Raw genomic sequence first — 26,135 nt, forward strand, 5'->3', positions numbered from 1 at the left:
GAAGTAGCGCTCACAAAACTTTTGGGAGGTACGGCAATGAGCGATCACTATGAACGAAGGGTAGCGCTGCTGCGGGAATTCATCTCGGATCAGGCGGGGCAATGCCTGAAGGCGCCCGCCCATTACCTGAAGCATCCTTTTATCGATCCGGGGTCGGTATACAGCGCCAACCTGTGGGACTGGGACTCTTTCTGGTCGGCCTATGCGCTGCTGAACATGGAAGGAAATCTGTTGCCCGCAGGCCAGGTTACCCCTTACGCCAAAGGCAATATCCATAATTTCTTCGATCATCAGATGGAAGACGGCTACATTCCGATGATGATTGAAAAAGGGAAGACCGAGGAGCCTTATCTGATCGGCAAGCGCAAGGAAGGGCTGAAGCTGAATATGCACAAGCCGTTCCTGTGCCAGCAGATCGCGCTGATCTCGGGCCACTGCGGCGATTATGAGTGGGCGGCGCGGTACGCGGAGGGACTTGAACGGTATTTCGGCTGCTATGACCGGGATTACTTCAATGAGAATTGCGGTTTGTACGTATGGGCCGATGACATCATGATCGGCATGGACAACGATCCGGCGACCTTCGGCCGGCCGAAATATTCCACCGCGAATATCTATCTGAACGCCTTTATGATCAGTGAACTGAAAGCGATGGCGCTTCTGGCGGGAAAATGGGGCCTGCCGGACAGAAGAAGGCACTATTTGGACAAGGCGCAGCGGCTGGCGGACGCCATACAGGAGGAGTGCTGGGACAAGAGGGACAAGTTCTTCTACTCTGTCGATGTGGATATCAGGACCCGGCAATTCGACTGGTTCCATACAGGGCTGGGTGTATTCTGGAAGACGCTGCCGATCAAAATCAGGGCCTGGACCGGATTTATTCCGCTCTGGTCGGAGGTGGCTACGGACGCACAGGCGGCCTGGCTGTCCGGGCTGCATATGGAAGACAAAAATACCTTCAACAGCCCTTATGGCATTCCATCGCTGGCCATGGATGAGAAGATGTACGACATCTCGGCTACAAACAATCCCTCAAACTGGCTGGGTCCGATCTGGGGCATTGTGAATTACGTCGGCTTCCGCGGATTGATGAACTACGGCTACCGGCGAGAAGCGGAAGAACTGGCCCGCCGGACGGTCCGCCTGCTCGGGAGGGATCTGGAGCAGAGCGGAACGCTGCATGAGTATTACGACCCTGTGACCGGAACGCCGGTGATGAACGGGGGATTCCTGAACTGGAATATGCTCGTCGTAAACATGGCCGATGAGCTGGCGGGCAAGGCTCCGTTAAGCCGCTTCCTTAAGGAGTAGCGGAGGCTGCGGCCAACGCGGGATTAAAGCATGAAGCCGTTGTTCGGTTTGGACAAAGATGAATTGGAGGGAAGTTCATGAAAGTCGTGAAAAAAAGCTGGGTATTACTGCTGCTCGTTCTGATGCTGACCGTTACAGCCTGCTCCGGGGGAGCAGGAAACAAGCCTAAGGAAGAAGGAGCGGAGACGAACGGCGCGGGGACCACGGATAAGGTGACCTTGCGGATCATGTGGTGGGGATCGCAGGCCAGGCATGATGCGACGCTGAAAGTCATCGATTTGTTCCAGGCCAAATATCCGAACATTACCATCAGCCCGGAGTATATGGGCAATGACGGTTATTTCGACAAGCTGGCCACGCAGATCGCAGGCGGCAATCCGCCCGATCTGATGCAGCTCGGCAACAACTACCCGGACTATGTGTCCAAGGATGCGCTGCTGGACATCAGCCAATACGTCGGCAAGGAGATTAACGTCGCTGATTTCGATCAGAACGTGATCGAGGCCGGAGCGATGGACGGCAAGCAATATGGCATCAGCTTGGGCTCGAACGTGCTGGGCCTGATCTACAACAAGAGCCTGCTGGAGCAGGCCGGACTGCAGCCGCCGGCTCAGGCTATGACCTGGGACGACTTGAAGGCCTACGGCCAGGATGCGGTAGCGAAGCTCGGAGACGGAAAATTCGCCTTTGCCGGGCAATCCTTCTTCCCGCACTATTTCAATTACTTCCTGCGTCAGCAAGACAAGGCGCTGTACCGTGACGGCGGCGTCGGCTTCGGACAGGAGGATGCGGAAGCCTGGCTGAACCTGTGGAAGGATTTCAGCGAAGCGGGCATTATTCCTTCTTCGGAAGCCTCCGCTTCCATGTCGGAGACAAGTCCGGACGTATCGCTGCTTGTGCAGGGCAAGGTGCTGATGGCGCTGGTGTGGTCGAATCAGATGTCCGGTTTTCAAAGCGCCATGACCGACGAGATCGGCATCAGCCTGCTGCCGAAGGCGGCGGACCAGGTCCGCTCCGGCCTGTGGGTGCAGCCGAGCCAGTTCATGACGATCAGCAAGGAATCCAAGCATCCGCAGGAAGCCGCGATGTTCATTGATTTTATGGTTAATGATCCCGAGGCGACGCAGATTCTCGGCAACGACCGTGGCATTCCGGGCTCCGAGAAAGTCAGAAGCGCACTCAGTGCCGCAGGCTCGGACATCGACAAGAAAATCTATGAATATTTCAATATTGCGGCGGAAAATGCCAGTCCGATGGACCGGGAGCTGCCGAATATCGGCGAATTTGACGGAAAGCTGAACAATGCGGCCATGTCCGTAGGTTTTGGCGCCAAAACGCCGGCGGAAGCGGCCGCCGATATCCTTGCCGCCGCTGAAGAGGCCGTGAACAAAGCGAAATAGCAACAAAGAGAAAGGGTGAGCAGTATTGAGTCAGGCTGCGGCTTCACAACAAGGGCCCGATCCCGGCGTTCGGGCCCGCAGCCACTCTTTTGCGGGGTGGTGGAAGCGGAATTTAACCGCTTATTTATTTTTGCTGCCATGGTTCATCGGTTTTTTCGTGCTGACACTGATTCCGATGATTTCTTCCTTGTATTTGTCTTTTACCGACTTTAACCTGCTGACTCCGGCAAATGGGGTAGGGCTCGAGAATTACAACAAAATGTTTAATCAGGACCCGCGTTACCTTCAATCCCTGAAGGTCACGTTCGTCTATGTCTTCGCTTCGGTTCCGTTAAAGCTGGGCTTCGCCTTGGCGGTTGCGATGCTGATGAACAAAGGGATGCGGGGACTTGGCCTGTACAGAACCGTCTACTACATTCCGACCTTGCTGGGGGGAAGTGTGGCCATCGCGGTGCTGTGGCGCAAAATGTTTGGCGGCGGCGGGGTCGTCAATACTTTCCTGCTGGAGGCCTTCGGCATTCAGGCACCGGATTGGGTGTCCAATCCCAAGTATGCCCTGTCCTCGCTCGTGGCGCTGTCGATATGGCAGTTCGGTTCGTCCATGATTATTTTCCTGGCCGGGCTGAAGCAGATTCCAAACGATTATTATGAAGCCTCACAAATCGACGGTGCGGGAAAAATGCGGCAATTTCTCAGCATTACGCTGCCGATGCTCTCCCCGGTCGTGCTGTTCAATCTAATTATGCAAGTGATCAGCTCCTTTCAGGCTTTTACCCCGGCGTTTATCGTCAGCGGCGGCAAAGGGGGCCCGATGGATTCCACGATGTTCTATACGCTGTACTTGTATTTAAAAGGATTTTCATTTTTTGAAATGGGATATGCGTCGGCGATGGCCTGGGTTCTGCTTGTCATCATCGGCCTGTTCACAGCCCTCATATTCGCTTCCTCGAAGCGTTGGGTGACTTACGGGGATGGAGGGGAATAACCTATGGGAGCCACTTGGAATTACCGGGTGCTGCTGAAGCATGGCTTTGTTATCCTGATCGGCATCCTGATGCTCTATCCGGTTGTCTGGATGCTGATGAGCTCGCTGAAGCCAAGCCAGCTGATTTTCAGTGATATCAGCTTATGGCCGAAAGAGTTTACGTTAAGCAATTACACGACCGGCTGGAGCGGGATCGCGGGCAAAGGCTTTGGCATTTATTTTCTGAATTCACTGATCATCTGTGTAATCGTAATCGCGGGCAATCTGATCTCGTGCTCCATGGCGGCATTTGCCTTTGGGCGCCTGAACTTTAGCCTCAAGAAGTTATGGTTTGCGCTGATGCTCGTTACCATCATGCTTCCGCAGCATGTCAGAACGATACCGCAGTACATTATGTTTAAAGAGCTGAATTGGGTGGACAGCTTCCTGCCGCTGACCGTTCCGAAATTTCTGGCGACGGAGGCTTTCTTTATCTTCCTGCTGGTTCAGTTCATCCGGGGACTGCCGAAGGAACTGGACGAATCCGCGCGTATTGACGGCTGCGGGCCGGTGCAGATTTACCTGCGCATGATCCTGCCGCTGGCCGCCCCCGCGCTGATCACAACCGCCCTGTTCTCCTTTATGTGGACATGGGACGATTTCTTCAGCCAATTGCTCTATCTGAACGATTCAAGCCTGTACACCGTTCAGCTTGGACTCCGGCTGTTTATGGATTCCACCGGCGAATCCTCATGGGGGCCGATGTTCGCCATGTCGGTGCTGTCGCTTGTACCGAGCCTGACGCTGTTCTTCTCGATGCAGAAATACTTTGTTGAAGGAATCGCCACTACAGGCATTAAAGGATAGGAAAATTTGCGGGAAAACAAGAGGAGGTTACTAACTTGACAATGAATAACCGTCCGGACGAAGCGCCTACCGAGGTCGAGCGGTGGGGGAAATTCGAAATCGTCTTTCAGGGTCCTGAAGAAAATGACCCGTACCGCAATGGGGTCTGGTTCGCCGTGTTCACCTGCGGTGAGCGGGTTGTGGGAGTCAAAGGCTTCTACGACGGGAACGGGACCTACCGGCTGCGGTTCATGCCTGACCGGACCGGGAGATGGGATTATGTGACGGCTAGCGGAATCCGCGAACTGCACGGGCATACCGGCAGCTTCATCTGCACGGAAGCTTCGGCGGGGAACCACGGGCCCGTGCAAGTGAAGGATGAGGCGCATTTCCGGTATGCCGACGGCACATCCTATCATCCGTTCGGTACGACTTGTTACGCCTGGATTCATCAGCCGGAGGAGGTCAGACGGCGGACGATCGCCTCGCTGGCGGGCTCGCCGTTCAACAAAATCCGCATGACCGTCTTTCCGAAAAATTACAGCTTCAACGCTTCGGATCCGGTGGATTTCCCTTACGAGGGCAGCCCGGAAACAGGCTTCGATGTGCAGCGGTTCAATCCCGCATTTTTCGCCAGACTTGAGGGTCATATCGAAGAATTGCTTGCGCTCGGCATCGAAGCCGATCTGATTCTGTTCCATCCTTATGATAAAGGCCGATGGGGCTTTGACCGGATGATGGCCGAGGATGACGACAGGTATCTGCACTACATCCTTGCCCGGCTATCCGCTTACCGCAATGTATGGTGGGCGATGGCCAATGAGTACGACTTCATGACCGAGAAGAAGATGGAAGATTGGGACCGGCTGTTCGCGATTGTGAAAGTAGAGGATCCGTACGGACATCTTCGTTCCATCCATAACGGTACCCGCATGTATGAGCCGCAAAGCGTAGTAATGTATGATCACGGCAAGGAATGGGTCACGCATTGCAGCATTCAGCACTGGGATGTGACGCTCGTCCGCGAGTGGCGGCGGCTTTACGGCAAGCCGGTCGTGATCGACGAGTGTCTGTATGAAGGAAACGTGCCTTTTAGGTGGGGCAATATTACGGCCGAGGAAATGACTCACCGCTTCTGGGAAGCGGCCGTCCGGGGCGGTTATGCCGGACACGGCGAAACCTATCTGCACCCGGAGGGGGAAATCTGGTGGGCCAAAGGCGGCACGTTGCATGGAGAGAGCCCGGCGAGGATCGCTTTTCTCCGAAGGATTCTGGAGGAGCTTCCCGAGAACAGCACGCCGTTGTTCACCATGCGCCAGATGGAGACGTTAGGCGTGGAAGGCGAATATTACCTCGGATATTTCGGCATTCACCGCCCGGCCTATTTTGTCGCCACGCTGGATGAAATGGGTGCCTATCGGGCCGATATTATCGACACTTGGGAAATGACCGTAACCCCGGTGGATGAGACGCTCAGCGGCACCTGCATCATCCAACTGCCCGCCAAACCCGGTATGGCGCTGCGAATACGCAGACTGCAGCCCGTGTCATCATGATGAGGACTCGGACGAAAAGGGCCCTCGCAGGTTGATCTGCGAAAGGGCCCTTTGTACTCATATTCACATGCATGGCTATGTAAATCACGTTGGCCTGGGCGATTCAGGCCTGGAATACTTTGATTTGTTCCTTGAGTTCGTTCATCAGCTGATGCAGCGAGCCTGCCGACGTTTCGATGCTTTGCATAATGGCCGCTTGGTCCGAGGCGGAACCGGCTACGGATTGGGCGTTGTCCGCCGAATCTTTGGCGATGGTCAGCATATCCCCGACCGATGCGGCGATTTCTTCGGTGCCTGCGGAAATTTGCTCCGTCGTGGCGGATACGTCCTGGATTTGTGCCGATACATGGTAAATGGCTTGACGGATTTGGCCGAACGAAACGCCGACCTTCTCCATGCTCGCGATGCCGTCCTTAATCTCCCGGACGCTCGTCTGCACGGAATCCGTGGCCTGGGAGGTAGAGCTTTGAATAAATTGGATCAGTTCGACGATATGGGAAATCGACTCGCTGGTTTGTTCGGCCAGCTTCTTCACTTCCCCGGCGACAACGGCAAACCCCCGGCCTTCCTCGCCCGCGCGGGCGGCTTCGATCGAGGCGTTCAGCGACAGCAGCGCGGTCTGGTTGGAGATGTCCGAGATGACGTCGACAATCTCGCCGATTTCCTTGGAATGCTCGGTCAGCCGTCCGATGTCTTGCGCCGTTTGGTTGGCAGCGGTTTGAATTTGCGCCATCTGGCTGATCGCCGCCTGGATCTCCTCATAACCGCGCTCGACCTCGCTTGAGACGTTTTCGGCCTGCTCGGAAACATTGCCTGATGCTTCGGCTATTTTTTGCACGCCTTGGGCCATTTCCTCCGTCGCTCTCGCCGACTGTTCGGCCCCGCGGAACTGGGTCTCCGTCCCTCCGGCGACTTCCCGGATCGCGGAAGTGATCTCCGCCGTCGCCTGCGACGATTGCCGGGTGGCGGCCAGCAGCTCGTCCGAAGCGGCGGCCACTTGGCCGATCGTGAGATCGATCTGCTTAACCATGCCGGAAAGCGATTCGATCATCTGGTTGATGTTTTCGCTCATCTCCCCGATTTCGTCCTTCGAATGGACGGTTACCCGCTCGTTCAACTGCCCGCTGGCGACTTTTTTCATGACCTGGGAGATCGCCAGAATCGGCTTGACGATGAGGCGGGCCAGCAGGAAGGCGATGGCCGATACGATCAGGGCCGTAACGGCCGCGATGGCGATGGATAACGTGCTGGCTCGATTCACTTTGGCGAAAATCTCGCTCGTCGGCACGGTGATGACCATTTTCCACCCGGTGCTCGGAATCGTGCCGTAGTAGGTGATCACTTCTTTTCCCGTTTCGTCTTTATAGGTAAGAGAGCCGCTTGGTTTGCCGAGAATCGCCTCGGTTGCATTTTTTAAAGCGGGAGTTTCGGCGTAATCCTTCATGTTTTGGCTGAATCTTTCGGCATCCGGATAGCTGAAGTAGATTCCGTTGTTCGAGACGACGTAACCATAACCCGTATCCGCCATTTTAATGTTGTTGCTGAGCTCCGTCAGCACGTCGGGCGTGATTGAAAAAGCGACGGCGCCGATAAATTGCCCGTCCTTATCACTGAGCGGCACGACCGCCGTAATGAAATATTTGCCCAATGCCTCCAGGTAATTCATTTCGGAAAAAGCCAGTTTGTTCGTTTCTTTTGCTTTCAGAAAATAATCGCTTTTCGACATGTCGGCGGTCATCCCCAGGTTGTTGGTGAGCTGGCCGTTTTTGTCGATAAGGCTGAAGCCTTCGGTTTGGCTGTCGCTTTGCTCCAATATGTCCAGAATCGGAAACATTTTCTCCGGATCATAGGATTGGAATTGCGGGTTCTGCTGAACGAGCTGCTCCACCGTCGACGTTTTGGACATGATCCATTCATCGATTTTGGAGATGTTCAGGTCCAGCGTCGTTTGCGCCAATTCTTGGCTGTCTTCGGTCGTCACGCCGCTGAAATAACGGATGAAGAACGAACTGGCGGCGATCAGCGGGATCAAGGAAGTGGCTAAAATAATGATCAGCAATTTCCGCTGGAACGCCCCGGATTTCCCCCGTGTTTTGGTTTGTAGTGCTTTGGTCTTCGACATAATGTCCCTCCCATACGTTTGAACTAGAGTTACTTAAATCAATCGTACCACGGTTAAAAGTCGTAATTTGGCACAATTTCAAGAATTTTGGGGAAATTTGTCCCAATTCACCGCTGTTGATCATGAGAAAATATATTGACGTGCCGCGAAATTTTGATCACAAACGCATCGTAAAAACATAAACCGGCAAACGGTTGTTATTCCTGTTTCTTTATGGTAAAATGATAATGATTTGTTTATATATCAACTATGTAAGTCTTGGAATAGATAAGGATGTTCTCGCTTAGGAGGTGGATTGAATGGAAATTTTGCTGAAGGTTTTGCTCGTTATTTTCTCGATTGGTTTGACTGCAGTCGTATTGTTGCAGAAAGGGAAAAGCGCGGGTCTTGCCGGCGCCATCTCCGGGGGAGCTGAACATCTGTTTGGGAAAACAAAAGCTCGCGGCATGGATCTGGTTCTGGAACGCATTACAGTAGCCTTGGGGGCCGGATTTTTTATCCTGTCGATCATCGTCGCAGTAGTTCTTAGATAATTAACGAATAGGTTATGAAGCCCTTGTTTCCGCCTAGGAAACAGGGGCTTTTTTGCGTTTTGGCGAGGAGTGACGCATGACTTACGAATTATATAATATTTGTTTATGTTTGGAAGAAATAGTATAATAGTACTAATTACAGGGATTGGAGGTAGAAAAATGTACAAGCTGGTGACAACTTTGCAGGAAGAAGCTCTATATCACGCGATTTGGACGAAAGTTTGGCTGGAAAAAGGGTTTGAGCTCGAATTTGCGAGTGAAGTATTGGGCCGTTGTCTGGTGTATGATGAACATGGAGTGCCGGTTGCTACGGCAGAGATCAAACCGTATGATCCCGCCGCAGATCAAGGCTTAAATCGGCTGGTCCCATTTGCGCAGCATCCGGCGATCATCACCGAACCGGAGTACACCGCCGAAGTGGACAAGGTGGCTCTGCTGAAAGAGTACCGCGGTAAAAATTTAAACCGCCTGCTGTCGTCGATCGTGCTGTTTGCCAGAGACCATCACATCCGCCACTATGTGACGCTTCTGGATCCGATTTTGTCCCGGGCTTTGAAAATTTCCTTCCACGTTCCGATGTCCAAGGTGGGGACAAGCTTTTTTTACAAAGGAGCGAACGTCATTCCCGCAATTATTCATGTGGCCGAAATCTACGAAAACAAACCTCGCTTTGATTGGTATTTGGATGCGCTGCCATTGTTAACCGCATAATCAGGATGAGTCAAAGGCTTGCCCTTGGGGACAAGCCTTTGGTTGTTTATATGAAGTTCTAATTATTGGAAAGCGTAACAATCAACCGGTCGAGATCCTGATAATGCTGCACAATCTCATGGATTTTGTTGTCCTGGGCTTCAAGGCCGGCCAAAATTTCCTCCGCGGCGCCCATATTTTGCTCGGTGCCGCCTGCGACTGCCAAAATTTCTTCCATAATACTGGCGTAACGTTCTTTCATATGCCGTACCGACTGATCGACCTGATCCGATTGCTGATTTACGATTTCCGCATTGCCGGCAACTTTCGCCACATAACTTTGCAGTTCTCTCGCTTCTTCTTTTCCGGCATCGATGGCGGAAAAGCCAATGGAAATTTGCTCGGCAACGTTGTTGATTTGCCCGATCACATCCTCCAAAATTAGGTTGATCCGGTCGGTAGAGTCCCGGGAATTTTCCGCGAGCTTGCGAATTTCCGCGGACACGACGGCAAATCCTTTGCCGTGCTCCCCGGCATGGGCCGCCTCAATCGCCGCATTCATGGCGAGCAGATTCGTTTGCGCCGATATCCCGTGAATCGTATCTACGATGTGGCTGATCTGCTCGTTTTGATCGCGAAGCTGCTGCATTTGGGCCACCGTTCCGGCTATCACCTGCTGCAGATACCCCATATTTTCGGACAAAGCATTCATGCGGACGCCGGCGTCCTCCGTCGAATGCTGCATTTCCGAAGAGAGCTGCTGAAGATGGGAGGCTATAACCGCCGCCTGTTCTACGACATCATTCACCTCGTGCACCGAATTCGTCGTCGCTTGGAGCCCCTGTGTCTGCTGTTCCAGCGTCGCGGTAACCTCGCCGAAGGTAGCGGTGATCTCCTTGGAGATTTTCCCGGTGGTGTTGACATTATCGCGCAGCCCTGTGCTGAGGCGGCCGAGCACTTCGAGCGAGTTTCTTAAATGAGCGAGCAGCTCATCGCCGCGCTGTTTGGCTTCCTCCGTATCCTTCTGTTTGTGCAGGACCTCCTGCTGGAGCCGTTCGCTGAACCGCGCCGCAAAAGAGAGCGCGACGATGATGAAGATAAGGTATAAGAGCAGGTAGGTCAGCGGTTCGCGAGGAAACATTTTATCGTGATAAAACGGGATATTGTAAAAATAAAGCGTAAGGGCGATTCCGAGTATGCCGGAAAATACAATCGGCTTGTAGTTGGCATAAAGCGTCATCAGTCCGATATTGACGTATACGAGCAAATAGGAGCTCATCAGCGGGTTCGGGTCATGGTAAATGATCAGAAACGTAAGCAGCGAAATGACGGCGGGGACGATGAACATGACGAAGCGGGTGCCCTTGTTGGCGTAACTCATATAGGTGGCGATCGAGCAGCAGATGCCGCCGACCGCGATCAGGGAGATCAGCACGGTGCTGTCCACCCCGATCATCAGGTCGGTCAGCGCCCCAAAAGCGACCATAATCCAAATGATTTTGACGAATAGTTTGTTTCGTCTCTGCAAAATAAGGTTGCTATCCATGAATTTTTCATCTCCTAATAAATGGTATTACTATATTATTTTCGGAAAAATATGTTATGAAATGAAGAGTTTTGATAAATTTCGACCGTAAAACTTATGTTAATGCCGGCCATTTCTGCTATATAAAGTTGAACTAAAAAAATAGCGGAGTTAGGCAAGAGTGGGAAATGATTCTGAAGAAACGGTAGTGGTCGCCTTTGTGAGCGGATTTCTACAACATCTGAATTTGGTCCAATTAGAGAAATCCGCGAACAACAGCGATCGTAAGAACATTTCACACGGCTGCCCTTTACCGTACAATAATTAGTTCAACTTATATAGCAAAAGGAGGCGATTCGCCCGCGAACGGATGCAAACTGCCAAATTCGTGTATACTAGGGTATATACCATGCTGAGGCATTTCATGGAAATTCATTTGCAAATAACATCCCGGTAAAAGGACAGGCCGGGCCTGAGGTGAAATCATTTGAATTTGATTACAGAACAAGAGCTGCTGGCTTTTATGCGGGAGAAGGCTTATAAGCCGATGACGTATCAGGAGCTTGAGGAGCATTTCGGCATTGCCGACGCCGCCGACTTCAAAGAGTTTCTCAAGCTGCTGAACCGTCTGGAGCAGGAAGGGCAGATTATTTTGACCCGTACACACCGGTATGGCGTGCCGGAACGGATGGATTTGGTGCGCGGGCGTTTGCAGGCCCATGCCAAAGGGTTTGCGTTCCTGATCCCCGAGGACAGGGATCATCCGGATGTGTACATTCATGCGAATGACTTGAAAAGCGCGATGAACGGCGATACGGTGCTCGTTCGCGTCAGCTCCAAAAGCGCCGGAGGCGGCAAGCTGGAGGGCGAGGTCGTGCGCATCGTGCACCGGGCGGTCACTCAGGTGGTCGGGGTGTTCCAGAACCATGAATCGTACGGGTTCGTGATCCCGGACGACAAGCGGATTAACCGCGATGTTTTTATTCCGCAGGAAGGCTTTGGGGGCGCGGTGGACGGCGAGAAGGTTGTCGCGCAGATCGTGGAGTACCCGGAAGGCCGGGCCGCGGCCGTCGGCCAGGTGAGCGAAATTCTCGGCCACAAGGACGATCCGGGCGTCGACATCCTGTCGATCATCCGCAAGCATCAGCTTCCGGAGGCTTTTCCGGAGGATGTGATGGCGGAGGCGCTGGAAGCGCCGGATGAGATCGAAGAAGAGGAGATCGCACGTCAAGGGCAGCGGGACCTGCGCGGTAAAGTGATCGTTACGATCGACGGCGAGGACGCCAAGGACCTGGACGACGCCGTTCACGTGGAGCGGCTGCCGAACGGCAACATCCGGCTGGGCGTGCATATCGCCGATGTCGGCTACTATGTGCGCGAAAACTCCCGGCTGGACCAGGAGGCGTACAATCGCGGCTGCAGCGTGTATTTGGTCGACCGCGTCATCCCGATGCTGCCGCACCGGCTGTCCAACGGGATTTGCTCGCTGAACCCGAAGGTGGACCGGTTTACGTTGTCCTGCGAGATGGAGTTTAACGACCAGATGAAAGTGGTGAACCACGATATTTTCACCAGCGTGATCCGCACGAAGGAACGGATGACGTATACGAACGTCCGCAAAATCCTGCAGGAGGAAGATCCGGAAGTGACGGAGCGTTACGCCGATCTGGCCGAGACGTTCCGGTTGATGAAGGAGCTTGCTTTGAAGCTGCGGGCGAACCGGATGCGCCGCGGCGCGGTCGACTTCGATTTCGAGGAATCGAAGGTGATCGTGGATGAAAACGGCAAGCCGGTTGATATCGTGAAGCGCGAGCGTTCGATCGCCGAGCAGATCATCGAGGAGTTTATGCTGGCGGCGAACGAGACGGTGGCGGAGCATTTTCACTGGCTGAAGGTGCCGTTCATCTACCGGATTCACGAGGACCCGGACCAGGAGAAGCTGATGAATTTCCTGGCGTTTGTCGCCAACTTCGGATATACGGTGAAGGGCGGCAAAGGCAACAAGGTGCATCCGCGCGCTTTGCAGACGCTGCTGGAGGACATCCGGGGGACGAAGGAGCAGACGGTCATCAGCACGATGATGCTGCGTTCGATGAAGCAGGCTAAATACGACGCCGAAAGCACGGGGCATTTCGGGCTGGCGGCGGAGTTCTACACGCATTTCACGTCGCCGATCCGGCGGTATCCCGACCTGGTCATCCACCGGGTGATCCGGGAGGTGATCGAAGGCGGCGGGGCGTTGAGTGAAGCCCGGCTGGAGTACCTGGCGAGCCGGATGCAGGATATCGCGCAGCAGTCTTCGGAGCGGGAGCGGATTGCGGTCGAGGCGGAACGCGATACGGAGCAGCTGAAGAAAGCGGAATTCATGCTCGATAAGGTCGGGGAGGAATTTCCGGGCATTATCAGCAGTGTGACCAGCTTCGGCATGTTCATCGAACTGGACAACACGGTCGAAGGGTTGATCCGGCTCAGCGCGATGACGGACGATTATTATCATTTTCACGAGCAGCATATGGCGCTGATCGGGGAGCGGACGTCGAAGATTTACCGGATCGGCGACGAGGTGAAAATCCGCGTGGCGCGCGTGAATATGGACGACCATACGATCGATTTCGAGATGGTCGACATGAAGCCGCGGCAGCGGGGCGGCGAGCTGTTCGGCGGCGGCGGGTTTGACGGCGGCCGGGGCGGCGGCAGAGGCGGGAAAGGCGGCAAGGCCGGGAAGGGCGGCAAGAGCGGAAAGGCCGGCAAGAGCGGTAAAGGCGGCGGTGCCTTGGGCGGCGGCGCCAAAGGTAGTGGAGCCCAAGGAGGCGGCAAGGGCAAGAAGGGCAAGCCCGGCCGGGGCGTCGGCGGGGCCGGCTTTGGCGGCGCGGCGCCGGGCGCCGCCGGGATGGACGGGGCCGCGGATGCAAGCGCGGTCCCGGGCGCGGGCGAAGCAGCGGAGGCGGCGGGGACGCCCGCGGCGAGCTTTGGCTTCGGCTCCGGCAAGGGAGGCTATGCCTCCGGGACGGTGGCCGTCGCCAGGGACGGCGGTGGCGGGTACCGCACCGGCGGAGGAGGCGGCTCGCGGCGGAAGAAGACGTCCGCGAGCGGGGTTTTTGTCGGCGCCCGGGACGAGGGCGCCGGGGAGGCCGGGCCGCGCCGCAAGCGGGGCGGCGGCAAGGGCAAGAGCGGCGGCGGGAACGCCACCGCCGCGTTTGTCCGCAAGAAGAAAAAGTAAACGCAAAAAGGGCGGGCATTTTGGTAAAAATGCCTGCCCTTTTATTCTGCTTCGCTCCGTATGTCAGCATGTGCAGAATGGATCTGTTGTCGATCGCGCCCGTCGTGCGGCGCCTGCCGAACTTTCGCCGTATGTCCTATGCCGTGGGTTAATAGAATTTTGCAGAGACTGCTATGTAAGCCCATACCAAGGCCGATACAAAAAAGGGATCCTTCGCCTGTCGATTCCAGGGAAGGATCCGCTGCCCGTTTACGCCACTTTGGATGTGGCTTCACGGATGTATTCTTTTGCTTTTGCCTGGTCGAACTGGCCTTCCCAGCGGGAGATAACGACGGAGGCAAGAGAGTTGCCAATGACGTTTACCACTGTGCGGGCCATATCCAGCAAACGGTCGATTCCGGCGATGAAGGCGAGGCCTTCCAGCGGAATGTTGACGGAGCCAAGGGTCGCCAGCAGTACGACAAAGGATACGCCAGGCACGCCCGCGATCCCTTTCGATGTGACGATCAATACCAGCATCAGCGTAATTTGCGAACTGATCGGCATGTGTATGCCATACATCTGGGCGATAAACAGGGCAGCCAGCGCCTGATAGAGCGTGGAGCCGTCCAGATTGAATGAGTAGCCCGTCGGTATGACGAAGGATGTGATGGCTTTTGGACAGCCAAGACGCTCCATTTTCTCCATGATCTTCGGAAGCACCGACTCTGAGCTGGCAGTGGAATAGGCCAGGAGCAGCTCGTCCTTCAAGATCTTGATGATGGAGAAGATCGAAATCCCGCTCATCCGGGCAACGCCGCCGAGTACAACCAAAATGAAGAACAGCATCGTCATGTGTACGAGAATGACCAGCTTCCCGAGCGGAACAAGCGAAGAAAGACCAAATTGGGAGACGGTTACGCCAATCAATGCAAAAACACCAAACGGCGCAAACTTCATGATCGTATTCACGACCCAGAACATGGCGTCCGCCACACCCTGGAAGAAACGAAGTACAGGCTGGCCCTTTTCTCCAGCTGCAGCAACCCCGAGTCCAAACAGGACAGAGAAGAAGATGATTGCCAACATGTCTCCTTTGACAATCGCTTCGAAGACGTTATTCGGCACGATGTTGACAAAGGTATCGACAAAACTGTGGCTTTGCGTCGTTTCTGCCGCCTCCACGTACTGATGGATATCGGTTTTGGTCAAATTCGTCATGTCAACCCCGACACCGGGCTGGAACAGGTTGGCCGCAACAAGGCCGACGATAATCGCAATCGTGGTAATGATTTCAAAATACAATATCGTTTTTCCGCCGATCTTCCCCAGCTTTTTGAAGTCTCCCACACCCGCGACCCCAACGATCAACGTGGAGATGACGATAGGAACGACAATCATTTTAATCAGCCGGATAAAAATGTCGCCAATCGGCTGCAAGTAGCTCGCCACCTCAGGATTGCCGTAAAAGATAGCACCTACCAAAATACCAAGGAATAGACCGATTACAATCTGAATGGCTAACCCGAATCGTTTCATGCTGACACCTCGCTGTCCTTTCTGAAGTTTGTATATATCGGTACAAAATCGACAAAGGTTGGTCGAAATTTGTCAAAAATTCATATAGTAGCCAAGCCGGTTTTTTTCTCAATGTCAAGAAATTCCTTTTCACACTTATTGCGCAGATCTAGGGCCTTTTGGGAAGATGCTGACCGTTAACAGGGTTGTCCTGTATATTTTTCGCTACGTTATCATAGCACATAACTTTTACAAAATCAGCAATTTTTTGTATTATTTATTTATCCGAAATTTTGATATGACTGAACTTGTAATCCGCATTTGGGCTCCTCTCTCTCCTTGGAAAAGAAATAAACCGGAGCGGTTTCCTCCGGTTTTTGTGCTATCGACCTATTTTGAGTGCCTTGATTCTTGTGTCCCGGGGTTGTTTCCGCTCAGGCCAAATCCTAGCCAAATATAAGCAGAGATGTGGTGCGTTTTTTCCCCTACAATTAAGTGTAATATCAAAGGAGGATGTAAATATAAGAAGAGAGGGGGAAGGCTCCCCCTACTGAAGTTGGTTTGGCAGGTTTATACAAGCGTATTCGGGACGGGGGAGGCCTCTGCCGGCGTTTCGAGTAGGGCCAGGCGCTTGAGCAGCTTTTTCAGCATGACGGAGGCTTTGACTTGCAGCGGCAGGCTGTCGGCTACGCGGACGTCGTAGGCCCCGGCGGCGATGGCCTGCTTCAATTCGGCGACCGAATGGCACGGTTGATGAAGCTCGTTGTACACGCTGCCGTACTGCAGGCATTGGTGGGTGTCGCTGCCGGCGGTCACCGGCTTGCCAAGCTCGGCGGCAAAACGCTCGACGTTGGCGCGGTTTAATTCGTTGCCGTATTCGTACATATCTTTGGCGTTCAGGTCAAAAGCGTCCAGACGCTGGAGCTGCGACCGGTCCAAATGATGCAGCGGCGTCGATTCGCGGAACGGATGGGCCCCGATTTTGAGCAGCGGGTAGCTTTCCGCCAGCGTCATGAGATCAGCGAAGGGGATGAAGGCGTCTTTTTCCGTATAGTCGTCAAGCTTCCGCCGCACCTCCAGAATAAGCTCCTTGCGACCGATCAGCAGGATGTGGCCGGTTTCGCGGATATCCACCTCCATGCCGGGGAATATTTTTAGCGGCCCCGCTTCATAGTACTCTCCGTTATAAGGATAAAGCTGGTCCAGGCTCTCATAGACTTCGAAAAAATGGCGTGTGTTAAAATGCTCGGTCAAAGCCAAAGCGTTCAGTCCGTTCGCCGCGGCTTCGCGGAGCATTTCTTCGTAATAAGCCGGCGAGAAGTCGGTGGCTTTGGACAGCTTGGCGTGGGTATGCAGGTCGATTCGCATGGGATGACACTCCTTATTTAATGTGCGTTCTAATGGGATACTGGCGGTCTGTGCCAGGATTGGCATTCTAGAGGTCCTCACTCTCAACCGATCCAAAACAACAGGGCGACGTACGCCGCTGAGCCGGACAGAAACCACAGGTCTTGTTTTTTCATGCGCAGATGGGATAATTTCAGCTTTTTGGAGCGCGGATTTTTCATCCCGTAGGAAAAACCGCGCGTCTCCAGCGCCTCCACCGTGGTGCGGGAGCGTTTGGCGGTCGCCAGCATCAAGGGGAAAAAGGCGTAAACGAGCAGCTTCAGATAATACGCTCCAAGCCGCCAATAGAGCAGACCGTTGCGCTCCGGCGCCTGGCCGCGCAGGCGGTAGGACAGCAGCACATTGCGGAATTCCTCGAACAGCACCGGCAAAATGCGGTAACCATAGGACAAGCTGAACGAAAAAGCGGCGGGCATGCCAAGCGCAAGCAGGCCGTCGCTGATTTTCTCCGGATCCATGCCGGAAAAAACCGTGATGCTGGCCAGCGACACGATCGACAGCTTCATCGTCAGCTTGAGCAGCGGCAAGGCGGAGGAGATGTCCCCGCCAAAAAACAGCGAGATGATGAACAGCCAGCCGACCTGCCCGATCAGTCCGAGGCAAAGTACGATAATAATGAACGGCGTGACCCGGGACAACACGGTCGTAACGATCATAAACAGGCACATCCCGGCCAAAATGAGATAGCTGTTCATAAACCACGGGATGATGGCGAAAAAAAGATACCAAATCAGCAGCCCGCGCGGATCGAGCCGGGACAGGGAGGCGTGGCCGCTGCCGTAAGCTGTGTTCATCAGCTCCAGCTGAATCCGGTCGAGCGAGATTTTGTTAAACCAGTTGCGGACGAGCTGCATGCGCTAAAGTCTCCTTTCCTGTAATGGATTGATATAAACGGCCGGCCAACTCTGCCGGGGAGCTGCACGCGGGACGGAGCCCAAGCGCGTCGGACAGCTCCATACTTTGCGTAAGGGCCAGACCGGCGCGGCGGATCAGGTCCGGGCTGGCGAAAATATCTGCCGCCGTTCCGTCCGCCAGCACGGCCCCTTCGTGCATGACGATGACGCGCGTTGCCCACCGGCTCACCAGCTGCATGTCGTGCGTGGCGATAATCACCGTGCGCACGTGCTGCTCCAGCTCGGCCAGTGTGCTCAGCAGCTCCTCCCGGGTGGCCAGGTCGAGGTTGGCCGTCGGTTCGTCCAGCAGCATGACCGCGGGCCGGACTGCCGCGCCGATCGCCAGCGACACGCGGCGCTGCTGGCCGCCGCTCAGCAAGCGGGCGTCACGGTCCTGCAGTTCCTCCAGCCGGAAGCTGCGCAGCATGTGGACGACTCTTGTATCGGCATCGGGGTATTTCCGGCGTTTTAGGCAATAGGCGATTTCTTTGCGCACGTTATCTTCAATGAACATATCCTCCGGGTTTTGAAACACGAACGCGACCTGCCGCGACAGCTGCTCGATCGGGGTGCTGCGGGTGTCCTGCCCTAGCACGGCGACAGCGCCCGCCGACGGTTTGGCGATCCCGGCGATCAGCTTCAGCAGGGACGATTTGCCCGCCCCGTTGTTGCCGACGAGCGCGATCCGTTCGCCTTCGGCGATGGCAAGATCGATCCCGTGCAGCACCGTATGTTCCGTTTTGCGGATAGTCCGATAGCTTAACGAAGTCTGGTTGAAGCGGATGATGGTCTGGGCCACGGTCTGGGGTTGCTCCGGTAAGCCGTCGGCCTTTGATTGCTCCGCTAAGCCGTGAGCCTTTATCGTGCCCGCAGGTTTGGAGACCGCCTCTTGTATGGCAAATTTGCTATCTCTGCCTGCCCCGCCATGTTCCCGCAGCAAGCCGGTAAAATACTTCACCGCGTCTCCTGTTGTAATCGGGTAACCAGCATCGGCATGAGTATGAGTATGAGCGGCGTCCCCTTCCTCCAGCATAGCCCGCAACCGGGCGGCCGCCTGGGTAACTTCAGGCGGCTGAATGCCGAGCCGCTCCAGGTCGTGCCGGCGGTTCAGCGCCTCGCCCGCCGGCAGCTTCCACAGCACGCGGCCCTGCTCCATTAGACAGACGTCGCCACAGTAGTCGGCGATAAATTCGGTGTGATGCTCGATGACGATGATCGTTTTGCCGTGATCACGGTTTAACTGACGCAATACCTCATACACCTGGCGGGCGTGGCTGGGGTCGAGCTGGGAAACCGGCTCGTCGACGATCAGCAGGTCCGGTTCCAGCGGCAAAGCCCCGGCCAGGGCGAGCAGATGCTTTTGCCCGCCGCTCAGCTCCCAGATGTAGCGGTGCTGCAAAGGCGCAAGCCCGCATAAGTCGAGGGCGCGCTGGGCCCGCTCCCGATAATCGGCGAGTCCATAATTCAGCGGGGCGAAACAAGCCTCGTCGAGAACGGTCGGCCGGACGAGCTGGTTGTCGAAGTCCTGGTAGACGTAGCCGACCATGCGGGACAAGGCGGCTACGCTTTTTCCCTGGGCGGAAACGCCGTTAATGACGACTTCGCCAGCAAAATCCCCGGAATAATAGTGCGGGATAAGGCCGTTGAACAGTTTGCAAAGCGTGGATTTGCCGCAGCCGTTGCCGCCGATGATCGCCGTGAAGCTTCCTTTTTCAATCGTCAGGGAGGCTTCGTTCAGCACCGGTTGCTCCGAACCCGGGTAGGTAAAGGAGACGCCGCGGATTTCGGCGGCCAGCGCGGTATCGGCTTTGGCTTGAAACCCGTTATGCATAAGGCAAGCTCTCAGTGTCGCTGTTTTGCGAGCTGCGCGATTTTTTCGCCCGCATGATGAGCAGAACGACGATGGCGACGACCGCGGCTGCGGCGATGCTCAGCCAGATTGCGCCCGAACCCATCCGGTCGGCCAGTCCGCTGTCCCATTCGCCCAGATTCCAGTCGGTCTCTGACAAGGACTCGGCGCCAAAGGCTACGAGCGCCAGCACAATGCCGGTGATGACCAGCTTGGGCGTAATGACGCCGGCTGCTTCGTATTTGGTGTTTTTGTCGCGGGGTTTGATGCCGAGCAGGGGTTCGATTTTTCCATAAAGTCTAGGTACCAGATACAAGGTCGGAAGCAGGGCAAAAAGAATCCCGGAAAACAGCACGTCGTTCAGGAACCCGACGCCCTCGACGACCACAACGCTTTGAGCCAGGCCCGGCACGGCTTCGAATTCTTCCACGCCGATCCAGACTTTGCCGATATCCACCAGGCTGCTGCACAATTGATGGATGATGACGCCCGTGATCGCGGCGGTGCCGACCTGCAGGCGGTTTTGCGGGTTGCGCACCATCCGGCCGGCGACGTACATGGCAAACGAGAAGGTCAGGAATTTTTCCAGCTCCCCCAGACCGCCGAATTGCCCGAGCATCAGCTCGCCGAAGATGACTTCGCCCAGCGCCGCGCCTACAGCGGCATAAAAAGGATGGAACAGGATGCACAAGGTGAGCGGGATAAACGCGAAATACTCGACGGACAGTTCGATTGGACCAAGCCGCAGCGAAGGGATGAGCTCAGTGAACATGTTGGACAGCCCGTACAGCGACATCGACAGCACGAAAATCATCATTTTTTGCGAAGACGAGAGGGTGTAGAGGGTTTTGCGTGACATGAAGGGAAACCTCCTTGAATCTGAATTGGGTTTGCATGCTTTTAGTGTAGAACCGGATTATTAAAAGAAGCAGAGTTGTATGTCAACGTATTGTATTTTTTTTTACACGATGAAAATAATGTAATTAAATTTACATAACAAAATGCTGGTAGGATAGAGTGAGGAACGCGCCAAAAAAGACCCAAGGAGCTGATAGCTATGCCATTGACCCGCAATCAAGTGTTTGCCGATAAATCCGGGTTTTCGCCCGGCCAGTTGAAAATCGCCGATTTCATCGAACGGCATCCGGACGAGGTGCTGTTTATGACCGAGCAGGAGATTGCTGACCGGATTGGCACCAGCATCGCCACGGTGTCGAGGTTTTGGCGTGCGGCGGGATACGAGAACGGCAAAGAATTCAGGCTGAAGCTGCGGTCTGCTGCCGACACGCCCCCGGCGGTGAAGCTGGAGAAGACGATTTCGCAGATGGATCCGGCCAGCCTGCCGCTGCAGATGCTGGAGCAATCGCTGGTCCACCTGCGGGAAACGGCGGAGCAGACGGACCCGGAGGAGCTGAAGCTGGCCGCTTCGCTGATGGCCGGGGCCCGGCGGATTTACGTGTACGCGCCCGGGCCGGCGCTGGCTTTGGGGGACCTGCTGTTTTACCGCTTGTCCCGGTTTGGGATGTCGGTGCGGATGATGGCGGCCAGCGGGCATGAGCTGCTGGAGTCGCTGGCGCATGTGCAGCGGGAGGACGTGGTGCTGCTGTTCAATTTCACCCGGCTGCTTCCCGAAACCGAGGTGATCCTGGATTGCGTAAAGCGGGTGGGCTGCTCGGCTGTGATGATCACGGATCGCGAGGAGTTCCGGTACGGGGCGCAGGTGGAGGCGGCTTTTTACGTCAGCCGGGGCGAAATGGGAGAGTTCCACTCCATGGTCACGCCGCTTTTGCTGATCGAACAGATGATTTTGAGCATCGGCTTGTTCAATAAGGAAAAAGTGCTGTCCAAGCTGGAATATCTGGGCGAGCTGCGGGCGAGGTATGCCGACAAGCTGCCGCGGGGGAAGGCGTGAGGAGGGAGTTAAGAGCGTAGGGAACGGCGGAAAATAAAAAAAGCACTCACCCTGCCGGATGAATGCATTTGCTGCGTTGAGATTGAGAGCCCCTGATTCCCATCAGCGGGCCGCTTTTGTTTTCGTGTCAATTTCGTTAAGAACCTCGGCGGTTGAACTGACTTGACCGAATTCGTAAGCGATGACGGTCAGCGTTACGCGCTGGATTTCCTCGGCGGAAATATCCCCCCAGCCCATGTCCGGGTAATCCATGGCGGCGTTTGCGTCGCTTAGAAAGATTACTTTATATTCCCGGTGCGCCCCGTCTCTGACGGTCGTTTCGCAGCAAACGTTGGTTACGGTGCCGCAGATGATGATCGTGTTAATATCTTTTGCCCGCAGGATCGTATCCAGATCGGTATCATGAAAACCGCTGTAAAACAGCTTATCAACGATAATATCCTGGGGGAGCGGGGTTAATTCTTCAATAATTTCTACGCCGGGGGTGCCGCGTTTCAGGATCTCGTTCACATTCGGATACATGTCTTTCATTCTTCCGGTGTCGCTGCCGTCTCCCCGGACGATATGGCGCAGGTAGATCACGGGCATGCCCGCCGTTCTGGCCGCGCCGGTGAGCTGCCGGATGTTGTCGACGATCCCTGCGGTCCGCGGCACATAAAGCGCTCCGTCCGGTTTGCAGAACACGTTTTGCATATCCACTACAATGACGGCTGTTCTCGCGGGATCCATCTCCCATTTTACTTTGTTTTTCAAGCTCATATAGAAACACTCTCCTTATAAGTCGGATTGAATATGCCGCGTCAGGCGGCCTCTGTGGGAATGGAGTCCTGTGAACCGTTTGCCGACGCGCGCCGTTCGAGCACGGGACGAATCCATACATTAACTACCGTGTTTAAAACGATCAGCATAACTACACCTACCAGCATCGGCTGGGTGACGACGCTCTGGATAGCCAGCGGCAAGCCGGCTGTAAGCTCGGCGGGCAAATACATCGTTCCGAGCGAGATAATAAAGGAGGAGCCGGCGACGGCGAGATTCAGTTCATCCCACTTAACCTTGCTGACCATTTGAATCCCGCTGATGGCGATAATGCCGAACAAAATCGTGGAAGCCGCGGATAAAACGGCGCTGGGCAGGGAGGCGATAAACAAGCCGACTTTGGGAATCAGGCCCAAAATAACGGCCATGATGCCGGCGGTCATGGTGACATAGCGGCTGCCGATGCCCGAGACGCGGACGATACCGATATTTTCCGGGTAAGAGGTTGTGCCCAGCCCGCCAAAGACGGCGCCCAGGGTACAGCCGAGAAATTCACCGAACAAACCGCGGTTAACCCGGGTGCTGTCGAGTTCTTGTTTCCCCCATTTGGTCAGCAGGGTATACATGCCTACCGCTTCCGCGGAAGCCTGCAGGAAAGCCAGCAGCATCAGAATAACGACGGGGATGGAAACGCCGAAACCAAACGGGAAAATCTCCGGCAAACGGAACCAGCCGGCCGTGGCCACCGCCGAGAAATCGACGCTGCCGAACACCGCGAAAAACAAGGTTCCGGCAATAATCCCCCACAGGAGTGCGCCCCGGCGCAGGATCGTGTTGCCGCCAAAAATCATAAAGGCGAGCACGCAGCCGACCGTGATGATGGAGGCGGCGAAATTGACGCCCATATTCGCGCTGCCGAACCAATTTTTAAGGCCGATGTCGGCGAGCTGCGCGCCGATGATGATCAGCAGCGTGCCATAAACGATCGGCGGGGCGATGAATTTGTTAATATGGCCGATTAGACCGAATTTGCGGATCGGTAGGGCGAGGAGCATAAAAATGATGCCCGCCACCGCCATCGATCCGAAGGCCGTCCCCAAGCCGACGCTGGCGCTTGCGGAAAGCACGGCCACGAAAAACGCGGCGGTCGGCCCTTGCACGACGGGGAGCCGCAGCATTTTTCCCGATTGCAGAATCGTCACGAGCCCTGTCGTCAAGAAACAGGCTTGAATCAAATAACCTATCGTTTGAAACTCCAGGTTCAAAGCCTGGCCGATTAATACCGGGAAAAGAAAGATGCCTGTAAGCGCCAGCAGATGCTGAAAACCGTAGGTCAGATTGGCGCCGATGGAGAGTTTCTCCTCAATGCCGACTTGCAAAGTTTCGTTATTCTCGTGCTCATGATTCATAGCTTATTCACCCCTAGGTTTTATTTTCGAACAGAGCAATTCAACATATCATCGGATGTTTGTTATTAAAGAAGAGATCATCAGATGTTTAGAAATGGTAAACTTGAGAGCGATGGACCGCGTCGAGATTCTGAATGGCGGATTTTCTGGCTTCATCGCTATTTCCCGCCTCAATGGCGGCATAAACCGCTTCATGGTAAACCGTGTTATCTTCGTACTGCCGTGTGTCCAGAATCAATTGGCTGAGCATTTCCTTCAAGCTTTCGGCCACGACCTTGTACATTTCCAGGAGAACTTCGTTTTTGCCAGCCTGGGCCACCGCGATGTGAAAGGAAATATCCGCTTCAACGTATTCCGCGTACCGCCCCTTCTCCAGCGCATCGTTTCGTTGATTCAGAAAAGAGCGCATCACTTCAAGATCCGCATCCGTTCTTCTTAAGGCGGCTAGTCCGGTAACTTCGATTTCGAGAATCCTGCGCGCCTCGAGAATATGAGCATAGTTCTTCGGAGTTAGGGTTTGGCTTACTGCGGCAAGACCTGTGGAAGAGGAGCGAATATAGGTCCCGTCTCCTTGGCACACTTCCAGCAAACCGGCATGCGTCAACACCTTGACCGCTTCCCGGACGGTGGATCTCCCCACCGCGAGCAGCTTCATCAATTCGGGTTCCGGCGGTAGCTTGTCCCCGCTTTTGTAACGGCCCGACCGGATGAGTGTTTGCATTTGATCCAACACTTCATCGACCAATTTTCGCCGGGGTATGGCTTTGAATTCGATGTGAGTAATGATGTGCCGCCTCCTTTTGTGTTAGGTAATATTACATTGAGTGAAAATTTAACTACTTGTTTTCATTTGTTGGTTCACATTATATGCGGAAAAATGTCGAAAAACAAGAAGTTTTTTAGGATTGTGTTATAAAACCTGACATATATCCTTGACATGAACTCTAAAACGAGCGTATTCTTAATTACGATCCTACGATCAAACATCTGATGATCTACTCATTTTTATTATTTTTGAATAATAGGAGCGCCTATGAAAACTAGAATGGATAACCCGCCATGGGTTCACACCAATTACACGCTGATCCGGTGGCTGTTATTTGGGGCCGCCTTGCTCATCCTGTCTTCCTTATATGTTACGGTCCCCCTTCTTCCCGTGTTTGCCGGGGCATTTCACGTCGGGACAAGTGAATCGGCTTTGGCGGGGAGCGCTTTTTCCTTGTTTTTTGCCGTTGGTTGTCTGGTCTATGGTCCTTTATCGAACCGGCTTGGCCGAAAAAGAGTAATCGTCGCGGGGCTTGCCGTGTTGGTTCTGGCCACCGCGTGTCTGGGATTTGTGGAAAGCTTCGGAGGATTGATCGCGTTGCGATGTTTGCAGGGGGCGGCGGCCGCGACATTTTCGCCCGTGGCCTTAACTTATGCGGGAGAGGTTTTCCCCGTGGAGCAAAGAGTGACGGCTATAGGATTTATTAGCTCGGGCTTTTTAATGGCGGGGATCTTTGGGCAGGTTTGGGCGAGCTCGCTTGCCGCGCTGCTGGAATGGCCTTGGGTGTTTAGGCTGCTGGCGCTTGGTTATGTTGCGCTATTATGCCTCGTGATCGTTTGGCTGCCGCCTGTTCCGGCGGAACAGGTGCGGCAAGGCCGCTTGGGGCAGGATCGCCGGTGGTATGCCGTGTTGTCGAATCGAAATCTTTTGTTATGTTATGGCATTACGGTGACGATTCTGCTCTGCTTTGTGGGCATGTACAGCGCGATGGGCGCCTTTCTCGGCAAACCGCCGTATTCGCTGAGCGAGATGGAAATTCTGGGCGTGCGCTCGCTGGGCATGCTCGGGATGTTTCTTTCCTTCTTTGCCGGGCGGATGTGCCGTAAATGGGGGATGCTGCCCGTGCTTCGCACCGGACTCATTTGCTCGATCGCGGCTTTGGTCATGATGTCTTCTGTTCAGTCGGTGGTAGTTTATGCCGTGACGAGCGTCGCGTTCGTGGCCGGCATTGCCGTGACCGTGCCTTCGCTGATTTCGCTGATCGGAGAAATCGGGAGCGGGAACAGAGGGGTTGCGACATCCTTATATACTTTTGTGTTATTCGCTGGGGCGAGCGCGGGTCCGATTCTTACGGCCAATTTATTGGAGATGAATCGCTCTTCTTTACCTTTTCTAGTGTTTGCCGGCGTTCTTTCGCTTGCCTTGTTGTGTTCGGTATTGATTCGTAAGGTCCGGGGGTGAGCATTCTTGCTTTTA

The 26,135-nt window shown here is 54.7% G+C and carries 20 protein-coding genes; 10 read left to right on the plus strand and 10 right to left on the minus strand.

From position 1 onward, the window contains the following. The first annotated feature begins 36 nt into the window (after positions 1-36). The 5 genes from EHV15_RS10030 (at position 37) to EHV15_RS10050 (ending at position 6,077) form a co-directional block, all read left to right on the plus strand. Positions 37-1,311 carry an MGH1-like glycoside hydrolase domain-containing protein gene (locus tag EHV15_RS10030; RefSeq protein WP_128631066.1) on the plus strand — a complete coding sequence of 425 codons (1,275 nt, stop codon included), beginning with the start codon at positions 37-39 and terminating at the stop codon, positions 1,309-1,311. 77 nt (positions 1,312-1,388) lie between these two features. Next, complete coding sequence (locus EHV15_RS10035) at positions 1,389-2,711, plus strand: ABC transporter substrate-binding protein (protein WP_128631067.1); 1,323 nt, start codon at positions 1,389-1,391, stop codon at positions 2,709-2,711. A 130-nt stretch (positions 2,712-2,841) separates the two neighbouring features. Then, positions 2,842-3,696 carry a carbohydrate ABC transporter permease gene (locus EHV15_RS10040; protein WP_246061918.1) on the plus strand — a complete coding sequence of 285 codons (855 nt, stop codon included), beginning with the start codon at positions 2,842-2,844 and terminating at the stop codon, positions 3,694-3,696. A gap of 3 nt (positions 3,697-3,699) precedes the next feature. Next, positions 3,700-4,542, plus strand: coding sequence for a carbohydrate ABC transporter permease (locus EHV15_RS10045; protein WP_128631069.1), 843 nt, complete (start codon positions 3,700-3,702; stop codon positions 4,540-4,542). 41 nt (positions 4,543-4,583) lie between these two features. Next, positions 4,584-6,077, plus strand: coding sequence for a DUF5605 domain-containing protein (locus tag EHV15_RS10050; protein ID WP_128635269.1), 1,494 nt, complete (start codon positions 4,584-4,586; stop codon positions 6,075-6,077). A gap of 103 nt (positions 6,078-6,180) precedes the next feature. Here the strand turns inward: EHV15_RS10050 and EHV15_RS10055 are convergent, their stop codons facing one another. Further along, positions 6,181-8,199, minus strand: a complete 2,019-nt coding sequence (locus EHV15_RS10055; RefSeq protein ID WP_128631070.1) for a methyl-accepting chemotaxis protein — start codon at positions 8,197-8,199, stop codon at positions 6,181-6,183. 299 nt (positions 8,200-8,498) lie between these two features. Between EHV15_RS10055 and secG the strand changes: the two genes are divergently transcribed. Beyond that, entirely contained in the window at positions 8,499-8,732 is a 234-nt protein-coding gene (secG, locus tag EHV15_RS10060) for a preprotein translocase subunit SecG (protein WP_128631071.1), read from the plus strand. A 159-nt stretch (positions 8,733-8,891) separates the two neighbouring features. Next, positions 8,892-9,443, plus strand: coding sequence for a GNAT family N-acetyltransferase (locus EHV15_RS10065; protein ID WP_128631072.1), 552 nt, complete (start codon positions 8,892-8,894; stop codon positions 9,441-9,443). A gap of 58 nt (positions 9,444-9,501) precedes the next feature. Here EHV15_RS10065 and EHV15_RS10070 read toward each other — a convergent pair whose 3' ends face one another. Further along, entirely contained in the window at positions 9,502-10,968 is a 1,467-nt protein-coding gene (locus tag EHV15_RS10070) for a methyl-accepting chemotaxis protein (protein WP_128631073.1), read from the minus strand. 472 nt (positions 10,969-11,440) lie between these two features. Here EHV15_RS10070 and rnr point away from each other — a divergent pair, with 472 nt between their 5' ends. Then, a complete protein-coding gene (gene rnr / locus EHV15_RS10075; RefSeq protein WP_128635270.1) occupies positions 11,441-14,167 on the plus strand; it encodes a ribonuclease R in 2,727 nt (908 codons plus the stop codon). Between the two features lie 249 nt (positions 14,168-14,416). Here rnr and EHV15_RS10080 read toward each other — a convergent pair whose 3' ends face one another. The 5 genes from EHV15_RS10080 to EHV15_RS10100 form a co-directional block, all read right to left on the minus strand. Then, entirely contained in the window at positions 14,417-15,685 is a 1,269-nt protein-coding gene (locus EHV15_RS10080; RefSeq protein ID WP_128631074.1) for a cation:dicarboxylate symporter family transporter, read from the minus strand. Between the two features lie 549 nt (positions 15,686-16,234). Next, on the minus strand, positions 16,235-17,032 hold the full coding sequence (locus tag EHV15_RS10085) for a PHP domain-containing protein (RefSeq protein WP_128631075.1): 798 nt from the start codon (positions 17,030-17,032) through the stop codon (positions 16,235-16,237). An 83-nt stretch (positions 17,033-17,115) separates the two neighbouring features. Beyond that, a complete protein-coding gene (locus EHV15_RS10090; protein WP_128631076.1) occupies positions 17,116-17,925 on the minus strand; it encodes an energy-coupling factor transporter transmembrane component T family protein in 810 nt (269 codons plus the stop codon). Next, complete coding sequence (locus EHV15_RS10095; protein ID WP_128631077.1) at positions 17,900-19,795, minus strand: ABC transporter ATP-binding protein; 1,896 nt, start codon at positions 19,793-19,795, stop codon at positions 17,900-17,902. The genes EHV15_RS10090 and EHV15_RS10095 overlap by 26 nt, the downstream gene beginning before the upstream one ends. Further along, positions 19,788-20,672, minus strand: coding sequence for a DUF8171 family membrane protein (locus EHV15_RS10100; RefSeq protein ID WP_128631078.1), 885 nt, complete (start codon positions 20,670-20,672; stop codon positions 19,788-19,790). The genes EHV15_RS10095 and EHV15_RS10100 overlap by 8 nt, the downstream gene beginning before the upstream one ends. Positions 20,673-20,870: 198 nt before the next feature. Between EHV15_RS10100 and EHV15_RS10105 the strand changes: the two genes are divergently transcribed. Beyond that, positions 20,871-21,725: a MurR/RpiR family transcriptional regulator gene (locus EHV15_RS10105; protein WP_128631079.1), complete on the plus strand. Its 855-nt coding sequence runs from the start codon at positions 20,871-20,873 to the stop codon at positions 21,723-21,725. Between the two features lie 102 nt (positions 21,726-21,827). Here the strand turns inward: EHV15_RS10105 and EHV15_RS10110 are convergent, their stop codons facing one another. The 3 genes from EHV15_RS10110 to EHV15_RS10120 all read right to left on the minus strand — a co-directional run bounded on the left by EHV15_RS10110 (position 21,828) and on the right by EHV15_RS10120 (position 24,677). Continuing rightward, a complete protein-coding gene (locus EHV15_RS10110) occupies positions 21,828-22,484 on the minus strand; it encodes an isochorismatase family protein (protein ID WP_128631080.1) in 657 nt (218 codons plus the stop codon). Between the two features lie 41 nt (positions 22,485-22,525). Continuing rightward, entirely contained in the window at positions 22,526-23,893 is a 1,368-nt protein-coding gene (locus EHV15_RS10115; RefSeq protein WP_128631081.1) for a uracil-xanthine permease family protein, read from the minus strand. A gap of 88 nt (positions 23,894-23,981) precedes the next feature. Next, positions 23,982-24,677, minus strand: coding sequence for a FadR/GntR family transcriptional regulator (locus tag EHV15_RS10120; protein ID WP_128631082.1), 696 nt, complete (start codon positions 24,675-24,677; stop codon positions 23,982-23,984). Positions 24,678-24,926: 249 nt separating this feature from the next. Here EHV15_RS10120 and EHV15_RS10125 point away from each other — a divergent pair, with 249 nt between their 5' ends. After that, the gene (locus tag EHV15_RS10125; protein ID WP_246061450.1) at positions 24,927-26,120 is read left to right on the plus strand and encodes an MFS transporter; all 1,194 of its coding nucleotides are present in this window, start codon (positions 24,927-24,929) and stop codon (positions 26,118-26,120) included. Positions 26,121-26,135 lie beyond the last annotated feature (15 nt).

It is taken from the genome of Paenibacillus oralis, from assembly GCF_003863965.1.
Classification (GTDB): Bacteria; Bacillota; Bacilli; order Paenibacillales; family Paenibacillaceae; genus Fontibacillus; species Fontibacillus oralis.

What these genes read in the sequence shown, in the direction of transcription:
- secG (WP_128631071.1), top strand. Translation starts at nt 8,499, where the DNA reads ATGGAAATTTTGCTGAAGGTTTTGCTCGTTATTTTCTCGATTGGTTTG.
- EHV15_RS10125 (WP_246061450.1), top strand. Translation starts at nt 24,927, where the DNA reads ATGAAAACTAGAATGGATAACCCGCCATGGGTTCACACCAATTACACG.
- EHV15_RS10070 (WP_128631073.1), bottom strand. Translation starts at nt 10,968, where the DNA reads ATGGATAGCAACCTTATTTTGCAGAGACGAAACAAACTATTCGTCAAA.
- EHV15_RS10050 (WP_128635269.1), top strand. Translation starts at nt 4,584, where the DNA reads ATGAATAACCGTCCGGACGAAGCGCCTACCGAGGTCGAGCGGTGGGGG.
- EHV15_RS10045 (WP_128631069.1), top strand. Translation starts at nt 3,700, where the DNA reads ATGGGAGCCACTTGGAATTACCGGGTGCTGCTGAAGCATGGCTTTGTT.
- EHV15_RS10085 (WP_128631075.1), bottom strand. Translation starts at nt 17,032, where the DNA reads ATGCGAATCGACCTGCATACCCACGCCAAGCTGTCCAAAGCCACCGAC.
- EHV15_RS10105 (WP_128631079.1), top strand. Translation starts at nt 20,871, where the DNA reads ATGCCATTGACCCGCAATCAAGTGTTTGCCGATAAATCCGGGTTTTCG.
- EHV15_RS10080 (WP_128631074.1), bottom strand. Translation starts at nt 15,685, where the DNA reads ATGAAACGATTCGGGTTAGCCATTCAGATTGTAATCGGTCTATTCCTT.
- EHV15_RS10090 (WP_128631076.1), bottom strand. Translation starts at nt 17,925, where the DNA reads ATGCAGCTCGTCCGCAACTGGTTTAACAAAATCTCGCTCGACCGGATT.
- EHV15_RS10035 (WP_128631067.1), top strand. Translation starts at nt 1,389, where the DNA reads ATGAAAGTCGTGAAAAAAAGCTGGGTATTACTGCTGCTCGTTCTGATG.
- EHV15_RS10055 (WP_128631070.1), bottom strand. Translation starts at nt 8,199, where the DNA reads ATGTCGAAGACCAAAGCACTACAAACCAAAACACGGGGGAAATCCGGG.
- EHV15_RS10065 (WP_128631072.1), top strand. Translation starts at nt 8,892, where the DNA reads ATGTACAAGCTGGTGACAACTTTGCAGGAAGAAGCTCTATATCACGCG.
- EHV15_RS10115 (WP_128631081.1), bottom strand. Translation starts at nt 23,893, where the DNA reads ATGAATCATGAGCACGAGAATAACGAAACTTTGCAAGTCGGCATTGAG.
- EHV15_RS10110 (WP_128631080.1), bottom strand. Translation starts at nt 22,484, where the DNA reads ATGAGCTTGAAAAACAAAGTAAAATGGGAGATGGATCCCGCGAGAACA.
- EHV15_RS10030 (WP_128631066.1), top strand. Translation starts at nt 37, where the DNA reads ATGAGCGATCACTATGAACGAAGGGTAGCGCTGCTGCGGGAATTCATC.
- EHV15_RS10095 (WP_128631077.1), bottom strand. Translation starts at nt 19,795, where the DNA reads ATGCATAACGGGTTTCAAGCCAAAGCCGATACCGCGCTGGCCGCCGAA.
- EHV15_RS10100 (WP_128631078.1), bottom strand. Translation starts at nt 20,672, where the DNA reads ATGTCACGCAAAACCCTCTACACCCTCTCGTCTTCGCAAAAAATGATG.